The organism is Odoribacter lunatus (genome assembly GCF_943193135.1).
Classification (GTDB): domain Bacteria; phylum Bacteroidota; class Bacteroidia; order Bacteroidales; family Marinifilaceae; genus Culturomica; species Culturomica lunata.
Map to the genome: position 1 here is coordinate 1 of NZ_CALPCZ010000016.1, position 15,752 is coordinate 15,752.

Annotated in this window: 2 protein-coding genes; both read right to left on the minus strand. The window is 41.2% G+C overall.

Features of this window, described 5'->3' with window-relative positions; genetic code table 11:
- A partial coding sequence (locus NFR61_RS07320; RefSeq protein WP_251622184.1) for an immunoglobulin domain-containing protein occupies window positions 1–12,081 on the minus strand: 12,081 nt, incomplete at its 3' end.
- 153 nt (window positions 12,082–12,234) lie between these two features.
- Entirely contained in the window at window positions 12,235–15,171 is a 2,937-nt protein-coding gene (locus NFR61_RS07325) for a glycine-rich protein (RefSeq protein WP_251622186.1), read from the minus strand.
- Window positions 15,172–15,752: the final 581 nt, after the last annotated feature.

Sequence of the window (15,752 nt, forward strand, 5' to 3'; positions counted from 1 at the left end):
GCATCTGACACGATAACAACTATCGCCTCGCAAATCTGCTTTCAGGATGACTCCGCTCGTTCCGCGATCTATTCCATTGATAAAGAAGTGACCAGAAGCAGGTAAGGCAGTGGTGTCATTCAGCATTGGCTTTAGTTCATTACGCAAATTCACATTATGACATTGACCCACATACCAAGGACCATCATTGAAATTTATATGACCGGACTCACTCACATTCACAATAACCATACTATCCTGCAAAGCAAGGTTACAACCGGTTCCCATATCAAAAAAGCTTTGGACACTATATTCGGAACTCCTTTCAGCCAAAAACGCTATTATCGTATCACGACCAGTCATAACAAGAGCACTGTCTCCACAAAGCTCTTCTGCCAATGCGCTTTGAAGAATATCTACTACTTGTACCTTCCAGGGACCTACTCCCCCTATTATTGAGAAATGAACACGTGCAGTATCTCCGTAGCAAACAGATTGACTACCACTCATTATCAAAGAAGCCGGATCTGTATATTTTGCATGAATCACCGGTAAGTTGTCTGTAAATATACAACCGATAGTATCTGTCAAATAAGTAATCACATAATCCCCGCTATCCTTCACATTTAAAATATAAACTGTATCCATGATACCCGTCACGACATGTTCCGCAGCACTGTCAGGCGTCGTGTATTTAAAGCTCCATGGCAACGCACCATCCACCAAATGCAACTTCACATTTACGCCACTGGCATCCCCCCTACACAAAGTTACATCCATTCCCGGTTCTACCCACAAACTCCGTTGTTTATCAATTCTCAGCAACATCGTATCGGAATAAACACCCTCCGGATCGCAATGATTATAGATATGACACCATATCCGACAACTGTCATATAACACCGTCAAATTCGATATATTCAAATCATCCTTACATTCAAAGTCACTCTGAAGATGATTAAAACTTTCAACCGTGCCGTCTTTATAACAAATCGTCCAATCAAAATGCAACTGACCTCCCGTTGCCGACAAACTCAATGCCAAATCATTACCTTCACACAACGTATCGGATTGAAGATTATTCAACAATACCGGAATAGAATCGACACGAACCCAACTACTACGCGTTGTTACCGGATTACAAACTTCCGAAAACTTACAAAAATAAAAACCTGTTACTGACGTTGACATTGGTAACCACAACGTATCAGAACGTTCACCTTCCAACTCCAGAGGACTTGCATCCTCTTTCAACTTATGATAATACCATTGATAACCAACTGGCCATACTGCCCCCACTGGGGTATGTTTAACATAAATAAATGTATCCTTACCAGCTTCTGCACAAACAGTTATATCTTGCAAATCTTCAAACACCAATGTATCACCTACATGCATACGAATAACTGATTCACCCAAACTACATCTATTCTTATAACGAATGAAATAGGTATATTCCGGATCACTTAAAGACATCGGACCGACCTTTATAGAAGCATAATCTTTACCCTCTCCCTGTTTCAAAATCAAACCCGCACACTCCCATGTATATTCAACCCGTTTTTCCGGATTCGTAATAATATACAAATCACTACTATCGTCCGAGCATACCACTCCACCTGGATGAAGATTCACGACTCTAATCGTATCATCTACATATAAATGTGCTACATCCAACACATTCATGCCACAAGCATTAACCACCCGAACTGTATACCTTCCCTCATCCTCAACAACAACCGAATCCAATCGGAATACATTTCCAATTACTCCGGTAAACACATTATCATGATACCATTTCACTGAATCCGGACTATTCACCGTCAAAGTATAAGTGCTTCCCGCACAAATCGTATCTGTACGGAACGGAGGTGCAGAAACAACCGGATTTTCATCAACGTAAATCCGACAGGTATCCGTCATTTCCCCACAACCATGATGACTCCTAGTGCTATAAATATAAACACCTGTATCAGCTTGAGTAACATTTGTCAATTTATACCATGAATTGTTACCCACCATCTCAGGCTCTCCATCAACAATCTTATACCATTCATGTGATGTACCATTCAAAATATAAGCCGTCAATATCAAATCTTGTTTGACATTTCCACAAACAGCAATATCCTCCATCGGTTGCACCATCTTCACCGAATCCCACACCTGCAAAGGCACACCAGGTGTTGATACAGAACCACACGTATTACTTACAACGCAATTATACATACCGTAATCACTTATTTTTACTGTATCAATATTATAGAACGCTTCTGTCGTATCTTTTACCACAACTCCATCCCGCATCCACGTATAATTCAATCCACATCCCTGTGCCGTAAGACTAAAATGTACTGTATCACCTTCACACCTTGAAATATCCTTATTCGGATGATAAGCCATAATTTGCGGAAAGACCTCTTCTACAATACCAACTTGACCTTTCATCCATTTTCCACAATCCGTTAGAGTATCTGTTCCCTTAATCTCATAAATATATCCCTTATCTTCTATTCCGGGTAGATTACTGCAAGGCTTCCCATCCAGTCCTAACCACAACAACTCTCCACCTGTACCGAATTGTACCATATTCATTGGATCTCCATCACGATACAACTCATAACGTACTCCAATTTGACTATTGATTAATCGAAGACTACCTTTCCGGTCATCCCCTCCACAATACCCCGTCGTAATTCCTTCTAACGGATAAACACGTACCGTATCTGCCTGCAACAACTCAAACTTCTGCAACATATTGTTCTCGCAATATGTATAGATATTTCTCCCGATTACCTTATATATTCCTACTTCACCAACCGTTGCCAAAACAAGTTTATCTCCTGTTCCAAACTTCTGACCAAGCAATGTATCTGACACTCCTAATCGCTCCCTATATAAGAAATACTCTATATTCAGCTCACTATTTTCCAAGAAAATATCCACTAACCCGTCTACACATAAGTACTTCCCATTCGTAGAATTAATCGGATAAGGCTCCGGTAATTTATTTACTTTTACCTCTACACTATCCTCTCGTACACAAGACGTAGGTGCCACTACTTTTATGTAATAATAACCAGAATCCGTATAGTTACCTGTAAAAGTGAACCCCATATGATTGGTATCGCCCACCATTGTCTCCAAGAAAACATATGCAGGTGAATACAAATTATATGTAAAATCAATATACGTCGGATATTCCACTGTTATCTGCACGCCTTTACCATATTCACAATACTCATACTCTCTCGTTAATATCAAGCCAGGCAACTCATTTACTTTTACAATTACACTATCATCTGAAACAGCCCGACAATGTCCATCACCTACATAAGCCTCCACCTTATATATACCGGTTTCATCCGCACAACTTTCAAGTTCCCCTCCCCAACCTGTTCCGGCTTCAAATGCACCAAACACATTTCCGTTTCTCAACAGACGATATTTCACACCTATCATTGTTGTATCAACACCTATACAATACTCTTCACCTCTACACAACACAATCGTATCAGTCGGTACATCGGTAATCTGAGGCTTCTCCGGAGGATTACCGATACAATAAACGCTATCCATTTCTTGCTGACAACCAGACAAAGTATCTTCCGCCAGCACATGATAACACCCCGTATCTGTTTGCACTGTAAACACAGTCGTACCCATCAACGTATCTACTCCCACATCCCCCATACCTCCGGAATAAAGCAGTATATAACGTACTCCTGCCTGGAGTTTACCATCTAGCGTAATAGCCACCTCTTCCGGCTTATCTACGCCAAGACATACATCATTCCCTTTAACAGGTACCTTTTCAGGTATCTTACCTGGACTGAAAAGCTTCTCATCCATTTTCAACCAACAACCGCTACTATCCACCTCTCCATATACAATATACTGTCCGATAGCCGAATAATAGCTAAAATCCAATTCATAACCCGTACCCAGCAAAGTATCCAACTTTTGTACACTCCCATCTTTCTTATATACCAAATAATAAGTCACTCCAGTTTCACTACCTTTCAATTTTATCGGCAACTCACCACCTACACAAACAACCTCATTCATATCCCCATCTAATTTAAACTTCGTCGGTAACGGATTCAAATCAACCCAAACACTCGCTATCAAATTATCCGCACAAGCATTCATTGTATATAACTCATACTTTCCCTGTGATAAAATACGACGATTTATACTATTCCAACTTAATTCCGCACCAGTTCCAACAAGCGTATCACTCATCCACGGTCCTTTTTTCAAATAATACTTCCATCCCTTACTGCTCTTCGTATATTTAATAACTACACCCTTTGTTGTATCATTTTCACAATACCGTCCATCCACCTTCAATTCTCCATCAGACAACTTTTCAAATATCGTAGCGCTATCTCTCATCCAAATCTCACAACCATATTTATTAACGGCCTTTATCTTATATACGCCATACTCATCATACTCGCCAAAATCAATACCCGTACTATTCGTATCCTTCAAAGGACCGGCAATCATACTACCATCTTTATATAAATAGTAATCAACCGAATCCTGCTCACAACCATCAATCAATCTGACATGCCCGATTGTATCGCATACTGCATCTACCGTAAATACTTTCGGTGCAATATTCGCTTTAATCACAACCTTACCAACCGTATCCTTACAATGTGTATACAAATCTTCAGCCATTACAAAATACTCTCCGGCCGGAGCTGGACTCAAAACCTTCGGCTTCGGACTTGGTCCAAACACGGTATCTTGACGGAAAATATACTTCACGCCATTCGTCAACCCACTAATTTGAGCTTGACAACTATCTACTGTCACACTTCCCCCCACACAATAAGTACAATTCTCCACTTTTATCTTACTAGGAAGAGTCATCACTTTCAATGTCGAATCTCCATAACGCCCACAACCTCCATCCAATAATTCTTCATATATACGATAATATCCTGACTCCCGTAGCAGATAATCATACGTCACCGGATTACCTCCACCAACTACTGTATCCAAATAAAACTCTACGGTAGCAGAGTCTTTCACCAATATATAACGATAACCTGCCTCCGTACTATATAAATCCACTAAATAATCCTGTTCCGCACACAAAATACTATCGATAGTACGCACCTCCACCCGGAAAGTATCTTTCGGATAATTATACTGCTTAATCACAATCGTATCTTCCTCAAAACATCCACCCGCAAATCCTGTTCTCTCTTTCCGGAATATATACTTACCTTCTTTATAGATTCTGCTAAACACTGTTGTAGGAAAATAAATCTCCTCTATAGCACTCACAGAATCTAATATACTATACTTCATATTTCTGCTACTGCCCGACAAACGCAACTTCACTCCCTCATCGCCGCAATACGCAAAATCCCCAATCAGTGAATCAGCTGTCACCCCTTCCCGAATTTCCTCACACAACGCATCGGAGACACAACCATTCTTCTCATCCTTGGCTACAACACAATACTCATCCGCACTCAAATGTTTAAACAATGTATCTGATTTTACTCCCCGATAATTCATCAACGTAGCAAGAGAAGAATTTGTCAATACATAACTGAGTGAATCTACCATTCCAGTAATATGAATAAATCCGCTATCCCTCAGAATACAATCACTCACTTCCCAGAAAGTTGAATCTAATACAGGAACAGGCAATGAATCTATCGTATAGATTTCTCCCTTCACTACACAATTTCCCCGTTCCGCCTCTACATAAAAACTACCAACCGGCACAGGAGTAAAACGCATCTTCCCTCCCGAAACCTTACCATCCAACACTTTTTCCCCGTCTTCTTTATGTAATGTATACACTGCCTTCTTATCCCAACTATTCAAATATAATTCCCCTGTTTCATTAGCACACAACAACGTATCTCCAAACACCTCCGAAACAAAAGGCCGTTCCCCAATTTTCACTTGCGGCTTAATAAGGGCAATACAGCCATCCTTGTCTGCTATTACTTTATATTCACCCAACTGTGCAGGAGTGATATTCCACTGTATCGAATCGCCCGTACCAGACAGCATATTCAATATCGGCATACTTTCATGCTGCAATGTATATTCCACATTCATTTCCGTCTTATGTACGCGTATAATCACTGTACTATCCGCACAACCATTTCCAATCAACGCCAACGTCGTGGAATCTGAAGGCATATCTTTTTCCTCTACTACAAGCGTACCGTTCATCCATTTTTCACACCCCCTCACGGCTTTTACCCTATATTCACCCTTGGGATGCTTGCCATCAAAAACAACAGGCAAACCTCCCCCCCTCAAATCCGTTACCTCCTCGTATCCTCCGTCACCAAGTTTCCTCTCTAACACATACTTTACATTATCTTCCGTACCGCTAATCCCAATCACCACACCTCCATCAACTGCACAATAAGACGTATTACCTGTAATATCAAACTCTTTCAAACTATCATAAATACGAAAATTACCCGGTAACTGCCATTCACAGCCATAAACAGTATCCTTCACCTTCACAAAATATGTGCCGACTTCCCCATAAGGACCCATATTAATCTGTTGCCCATTTGCTGATGAAACTTTTTCTTCCAACACCCCATTCACTTTAGAACTATCCCGCCACAACTCATAATGATAGTCCTTCGTTGTAATCACTGACATAAGCAATTGTCCCTCACCTTCACACAACGTATAATCCGGTAACAACGAATCCTTCGGCAATGTCAATTTTTTCACATGAACCGTATCTGACAACTGTAACTTACAACTATCATTCGACGCCTTCACAATATAATCTCCGGCAGGCAAATTTCCCCGCAAATAAAGTCCGTCAACAGCTACCGAATCAAACTCCCCTTCCAAATTATTCAAGACCGTATATAACTTATACTCCACACCATCCTGCGGATTAAATACTTTCAACAAACCTTTATATCCCCATTCTGAATCACAATAAAAAGCCTCTGATGTAACATTTCTATCTTCCAATGTCCCGGACAAACGCAATCGATCAGGATTCTCACGCTCACAACCCGTCTTCTGATCCCGACTCTCCACATAATATTCTCCTGGCTGACAATACGTACCAAAAGCAATCGTATCAATGCCATTAATCATTTCCAAGGTTTGTCTCGTACCTCCCTGAATCCGATTCAGCACATAATCTACACCCGCAACAGCCGGTGCAATCCGAATCTTTTCGGGACATCCACCATTACAATAACCACCTTTATCCAACATATTCACTTTAGCTGGCAATGGATTACGTTTTATCTGTATCGTATCTTTCATAGAAATCTCACACACACCCTGCTTCGCCATCACATAATACTCTCCTGTTCCGTAATCATCCGAGAACAACAATGAATCACCACTTCCCATAACAACTCCCAACACAAACTCTTTCGATAAACGATACAGCGCATAAGAAACACCTTTCTCACTTCCTGATAACCATACAGAATCTTGTACTCGTTCACCTTCACAATATTCCCGATCTTCTGAGACTACAAAAATTTTCGGAGCCCTCCGAATATTCACCTCTCCCTCCATTTCAGTCCAACATACCAAATTCACATATGACAACTTTGCCCGAATACGATAATATCCTTCACGACCAGCAGCATTTGCCAACGAGAAGATAACCCGGGAAGCAGAAGCATGATGAATCGTATCTATATCCGTAAATACAAATCCATTGCTACTATAAGAAAGAATATAATCCACTCCCGGTTCACCTCCGGTCAACTCAATCTGATACGTACTACCTGCCTGCACACATACCAACCCCGTATCCATCAAAGCAAACTGCTGGGGATTATCATAGACCTTCACCCACACACTATCACTCTCCGTAATATCCCCACTCTTCACATCCAAATGTAACCAACCATCCGTAGCACGGAAATAACCCGTCAACAACTGTTGCTTAGAAACCGTATCCTTAAACTCGTCCCACCATCTGTATGAATAAATACCAGTACCACCATTCACCCACGCATACAAACTAATCTTCTCATCCGCACAAACATGCAACGTATCCACAGGCGTCACCTTATCCGGCTTGCGAATATCAATACTCAACTTACCATCTTTCATAATCACACTCACCAATGTATCCGCAATACAACCACTCTGGTCTTTCACTGTCACCCGATAATCTTCTCGATTTGTCAACGTAACCGTATGGGGATTTGCCACAGTATCCTCTCCAGGCACCAACTTACCCGCAGGCTCCCATTTATAAGTCACGTCCCCCACTGCTCCTGTCACCACAGTATACAACTGTGTAGAAGTACCATTAGGAATATACACCTCACTTGGATTACCTACAACTTTCAAACGACTCATACGGAACACCGCTGTATCTGATAAATAAACACTACAATGTTCCACCGTCGTATCCTGCGCCAATACATAATACCGCTTCTCCTCCATCGGTACTTTCAACACAATATTAGCCCCCGTACCCATCGTATCCACATACAACTCTTTCGGACTATCCCGAAATACCTTATATAATATACCCTCTTGCGTCACCGGAAGCTCTATTGTCGCCGAATCCCGTTGATCCCGACAGTAAATAAAACCACCCGTAATAGAAGTTGAATCAGGTGCTTTCTGTGTAATTACACTCTGTCTCCCCATATCCTTCACACATCCCCACTGATTCTCTGCCCGCACATAATACACTCCAGCCTCCACCTCGTTCCATATTGTATCCATAGAACTCAGTTTATAAACACTACCGTCACTTTTCAATAAACTATATTTCGTCATCGGTTCTGCCCCCTGCAATATCAAAACAACATCAGCTTTTGCATTAGCACAATATACACTGTCATCATCTTTTGCCACCAAAGGATAAGCAACCGGCAACTCCTGCTTAATAACCTCCACAATACCTGTCATATCCGCTTGACACCCCGTCACCAAGTTCGTCGTAACCACCTTATACGTCCCCTCGGTCACATCCGTCCATATTAACGTATCACCAGTTCCCCGAATACTATTCAAAAAAGAAACCCATTGCGTCCCATCCCATTTCTGCAACTGATACTCCATCATCAAATCATTTTCACTCCCCTTCAAGCTCAAATCCGCCAGATGAAGCCCCTTACAAAAATGCTTGGAAATAAACAAATCAAATTTCGTTGGATTCGGATTTTCTATAATCTCCACCTCACCCGGCATACGGTACTTACAACCATTCTGGTCCGCTTCCACATAATAAACTCCTCCTCTCAAATTCATAAACTCAATAAATCCACCTTTAGGCCAAATATCTCCACCGAAAACTACCATTACCAACGAGTCATCCGGCACTGACTTCTTGTACAAGGAATAAATAGTAGTCGTATCCGACCCCTTCAAAACTGCAGTCAAATTCACTGTATCCGAAGCGCAAAGAATATTTGTAGGCGAGCTCAATTCAAAACGGAATGTATCTGGATGAGTAACCTTTATCGTAGCACACGTAATCTCCCCTCCACAACCATTCTGAATTTCACAACAATAAACCCCTGAAGTATCCACTGTTGCATTTTTCAACTCAATCATACTCTTAGTCCCCTGCGCCACCACACGTTGATTATGTATCCAACGATAACGAATCGGTGGCGTTCCCGTTGCTAAAACAGCCAACGCCTGATTGTCTCCATCACACAACAGCAAATCTGTGTAATCGCTCATATCCTTAACAAAACGAGCTGGTAAATCTATACTCAATAGATGTGTTTTGCCTTTCGTTTCTCCGCACTCATTATAAGTCACCAACCTATATATTCCCTTGTCCGCATCAATCACACTATCCAAATGCAATGTATCTGTCGTACTTCCCCAAACCCTTCCTGGAATATCCATTACAGGAACATTTCCACAAAACCAACGCATACTATCTATCGGTGCAATATTCGGCACGGACGCAGTAATCACAACCGTATCCCCCTCACAATATTTTTCAGCTACGTTAGATCCAACGAAGCGAGGTGCCTCTGCCATTCCCGGATACTTCTTTACTTCCACATGAATAACCGGACTCTCCACCCCCGGACAGCTATTCGTCAGCCAACAAGTATAATTACCAGCATCCGTCTCCGTTGCATTATTAATAAAACAAGTCGTATTTTTTATCCCCGTAGCAATACCATTCTTATACCATTCATAAGTCAAATTCGGAAATAGAGAAGTACCTTCACATTTCAAAACCGTACTCTCCCTCTCACACAAACTGACTAAAGTATCTGAAATACTCGTAATCACTGGCGGCTCATCAATTCTCAAATTAATAAAATCACTCGTATCCTTTCCACACTCATTTTCCACCTCCCACACATACCAACCTTCATCAGCCTTCTCCAATTTATTCAAAAACAACCTATTACTTGCTCCCCCCTTAACAAACTCCGCATCATACTTCAAAGGAATTTGCGAATGAACTTTCGTCACCTTCTTCAAATAATAACGTTCTGTTCCTCCTCCCTGCGTCTCGATATAAAACTCCACACTCTGTCCTATACAACCCGTTATAATATTACCAGGCTTCTCCACATTCAAATAAGTAATACGAATCGGAGTATTCACAGGAATAAACACACTATCCCGTGCATCCCCGCACACGTTCTTCACACTTACTAAATAAATACCCTCCTTCTCCTTCTGATTCAGCAACAACTTCAAATAAGGCTTATTATAAGTATGCGTATCCGCCAATAATGTATAATTCGGCGGAGACACCATTGTATCCACTTTGTACCACGAATATTTCAACTCTCCACCCAACGGATCTACCACCACTACATTCAAATGCGTACTATCCATCGTATTAGCGCACCTCCCCCAATCCTTATTCAATCGGGATTGAAAAACTGGACGTCCCCCTACACTAAGATAAAATGTATCACTCAGAACTGTTCCACAATCATTCTGTAGCTTACACATGTACATCCCATTGTCCGCCAGTGTCAAAGGAGTAAACTTCAAATTATGCGAACCCAATCCTTCCACACTACTACCGACAGGAGGGACAAAATCCTCAAACTCTTTCGTCGTCGTATTATACTTCTGCCAAATATATTTCAACGTACTTCCTTCTGCCACAATATTCAATTCAGCAGTATCCGATTCACAACTGGCAACACTTCTATCCTGCGTCACAATCGTCGGCTCCATACACCCCATCACATAACCGTCTTGCATTCCCCCCTTATATCCACGTCCACGCTTCACATACACTTTACAAATATCCTCCGCTTCGCATCCTTCATTCACCATCTTCACCTTTACCTCCATCGAATTGCGAATATTCGGATATCTAAAAGGATTAATACCTGTAAACACATTACTTTCTGCCTCCCAAACTAAATACGCCCCCGTAGGCGCATTCGCCGTCAATTCCAAAGTATTTCCCTCCGAAATATATACATAATCAGGCAAATTAATCTCTGGCCGATACACATCAATCCAAACCTCACCCATTGCTTGGCATCCTTGATTATCCACCGTCACCACATACTTCCCAGAAGTACGAGGAGCAACACTAATCACCGCTTGATTCGACGGTGTCACTATGGAAGGACCTGTCCATGAGTAAGTATAAGAATCTCCTGACTCCTTACCTGCCTCACTTCCAGATGCATTCAAAATTATCGTATCCCCCCAACACATCAATCTACTTGAATCTGGATCAATCATCACCTTTGGGTTCTTTCTAATTTGTAAGTCCACTGTATCCGACCACTTAGTAATCCCCGTTCGAATATCAATAACCGAACAAAAATATTTGCCCCGATTTGCTATCGTCACACTATCCAGCGTTAACGTATCATTTGTTGTCAAAGCACCATTCACGCCATACTTATGCCACTCATACCGATAGGCAAACGTACCATCATATTCCACCGTTAATACAGCTTTATCCCCTTCACACACAATGACAGGTGCAACCGCCTTTTCAACATAAAAATCATGTCCCTCCATCATATACCCGTCCTGTATACCACCTTTATACTTTCGGTTCTTATGTATCCATGAATCGGTTTGTGCCTGAACTGACATCCAGGTAAAAAACGACAGTATCAATACGAAGAACAAATTCTTTGACATCATATTCCTTTATATTTATTTTTTCGCCATTTACGGCAATTCATTCTTTACTTCTTTCTTCTTCTTCTGCTGCTGCATTTTACGACAACTTCCTTCACTTCAAAATTTTCTTCCTAGAAACAGTAGCTTAAATTTTAAAATTATTTTATTCTTGAATTAAGGAAGAGCTGGGCTGATTCTGACCAATCCCTCTCCGGATCTTGCTCCCGAGGACATAGTCGCATTATAAAATTGCAATCCGGAATAATGTATTGATTGTCCAGTGTGGCTTCCACTTATATTTACCGCGTTGCATCCGCTGTAACCGGAAATAAAAGAGGAACCACCATGTCCAACTTCTCCACTACTAGTTGCGGGCGGTCCGCCATAATATCCACCACCACCACCACCAGGACCTGCAGTAAATTTTTTATTATTTGTACCAGCCCCTCCTTCTCCGAAAGCATTGCCGGAAATCTGATTTGCACCTCCTACTGCAGACAAAGTCCCTCCCGTTCCTCCATCACTACCATAAACACCACCACCACCACCACCAGCAACCATAATCCGTGACCTTAATGAAGTTGTACTATTCCACGCCCCTCCTTCCAAACGAATGTCCGAAGCACCACCACCACCAGCACCAGGCTCCGCTGCAGAATCACAATTTCCATCTTTACCTCCGTTTCCTCCACCATTCCAACCTCCTGATGCTCCTACACATTTTCCGTTTGCACCAGAATTATATCCTTTCCCTCCTACGTATGCATAAAATAATTGACTACTAGATAATAATATTGTGCCTTTCGTATAGGCTCCGTTTCCCCCGTAATGTTTCAACTTCCCATTTGTTTTTCCTTGACCTCCCTCTGCCCCGTAACATTCCATGACGTACTCTCCCGGAGCAAGAGTAATAGAACTAGAGCCTGAAGTAAACTCACGTTGAATGACGAGTTTCTTTGTATATTCTATTCCCGGACATTTATCCGAGGATACCGTTACGTTTGTCCAAAAAACAGAATTAGCAGTCAAACCCGATACGACACCATGATTAGAAATTGATATTCCTGTGGGAGGTGTTTCCAATTTCCAATGTGTTTGCGGCATATTACCCCATGTGGATTCAACAGTAAAGGAAGTGAAGAGTGGGGGCTTATTGGTAACAGTTTCCAATGAATGAGTCCAAGGCTTAGGAGCAACGTAAAGATCCGCCTGCGCTTCTGCTTGCCCTACAGCACAAGTAACTTTTCGTTTGATTTTATATCGTTTGTATGTTGTAGTCGTATTTGCAAAAGTATATTCTAAATTTTCTCCCGTTTCCCCTGTAATCAATGTCCATGAGGTTCCACCATTAGTACTGAAATACCATGAGTATGAAAGTTTCCCGACACTGTTATTCGGTAATACACCTTGTAATTTTACATTCACATCGGCACAGACGGTGTCACTGGATAAACCATTTGGGCATAAGATAGCTCCTCCATCAAATCCAGTGGTGTTGAGCAGTGTGCGTGCTCCACGAAAACCGAAGTTATAGAACCTTTGATCTATAGAGGAAAAAGTAGTCCCTTGACATGAGCCTCGATAGGAAGTACATGCTAGACTATCTGGATTATAGTAGCTCCCCCCTCTCATTCCAAATGCGGCTGCAGTATTTGGCCAATAACTGGAAGAAATGTTTGTCGAGCCATCAGCATTCAATTCTCCATCACCGTGAGAATAAGTAACATTGTTGGCAACAAATCCCTTACCAGAACTTGTTGCGACATAACATATTTCACCTAAGTTTCCGCTCATTTCCATGACACCCCAAAACGTAGCACCAGATTGAGGCTGATTGGTTGAAGCTGTAGCAAATGCCCCACTCCGAACAGGACCTTCAATAAGGTTTCCAGCATTTATGTTATGGTTTTTATTAACGGACTGTTCTCGCTCATCGCCGGGATAAAGCAAGTCTGAAACTCCAGTCAGAGGATTGACGCTACTATTGGAGTTCCAAGCATATTCTCCTTTGTCCGGAATCTGAGGATAAGGTCGACGACATGCCTTTTCATATTCCAGTTCACTTATGGGGCGCAGTCCGCTCCAATCGCAATATGCCAGCATGTCATAGGGGGATAAATGGCCGCAGGCAAGAGTCTGCCCATCGTCTCGGGCAAAAAGATCATTTGTCAAACTGAGATTATTACCGAATACGGCAGATCCGCCTTCTCCCTTTTGCTCGATAAAGACAATTCCATTCCGACGCGTCGGTGAATTAGTAGTCCCGAACACATAATCTCCCCGCTTCATTGTAGAGAAATTATTATTAGTCACATGTGCTTTTTGTTGCGTTAGAGTAAGTGTATTTAAAAATTCCATATACTGCTCTTGACTCGTCTCATATTTCATGATATAGAATCCGACATATCCTTTAGGGAAAGCCGCAGGTAATGTAACGGACGTAGAAGACGGATTGACCGTCGTTAGAGTTACCGCATCCTCCGAGTCAATAAGGCAAGGAGATACACCTGATTTTGCAAAACTGTATCCGGAATAGTTGTCACCTAAATAGTAACTCTCGTACGGAATGTATACCATCTCTATAGCGTGAACCGAAATGTATATTTCATCCAATTTGTCACCAAAACTAGCGGCAGTAAGCGTTTTCTTTGTATTGGCTTTGATAAGCCATTTAAGCCGTACCCGAACACTAACATTGCCGTCTGAAACAACATCCCGCATAAGGAATACACCAGTGATTTTAGCATTACTGCCAGAGCCAGTTTGACCAAACATAAATGAATATTCCCCTCCTTCATCTCCACTTTGGGGAGTGGCATCATGCCCTTCTCGAGTAAGGTAGCCATGGTGCCAAGGTTCGTCGACTCCCCGCTTTTTATACTTGAGGAATATCCATGCAGCATCCCAATTGAAGTCATCACGCCAAGAGTTATCCCATGAAAGATTCAGCTCTACAAAAGCAGTATCGCCAACAATATTCACGACACGGGGTTTACCATTTATCCTGATGTTATTGGCTAAAACATTTGTATTCACAAAAAAGAAAACACAAATCCATAACAATAATCCCCTTACAATAAAGATTACATCACTAAACTTCTTCGCCTCCATGATGAAATTATATTTTAATTTTTATTATTCCCTCATTTGCGACACAACAAATGAAAACATATATTAAATTCCTCCATCAACAAACACCAATAAGAAAAAGAAGCATAACATTTATTTATCAGCTATGTTAATTCTTTTCCTAAATTTCATTAATATACTTGTCTGAACTCTTATTTCTGACACAATATATAAAAGCTAAAATCATCCCTACTTACCACCCTATAACAATAAAAATAACCATAACACTATCATTCTCATTGTTATATGTAACTTTCCGCTACAATCTATTCTCATAGATGGCTTCAAAGGTAAAAAAAATTATTTTCTCATTTCTATATTTTCGTAAAAAAATACGCTTTATTTTAAATAAAAATTTATATGTCTTTGCAAAGAACATTTGGAAGAAAGCAGCTATACATATTATAGTGTCATTAAAAAGAAAAAAAAAACGCACTCACTAGACATTTTTAGTTATATAAATACCATAAAATCATACTATCCACCCACATATTGCGGAAGCTCATCCGTGAAAACTTTTTTGTTCCTGTAATTTGCAGGAATAAATCCGCAACTGATTTTTT

Coding starts and splice junctions, on each gene's coding strand:
- NFR61_RS07325 (WP_251622186.1), bottom strand. CDS start 15,171: ATGGAGGCGAAGAAGTTTAGTGATGTAATCTTTATTGTAAGGGGATTA.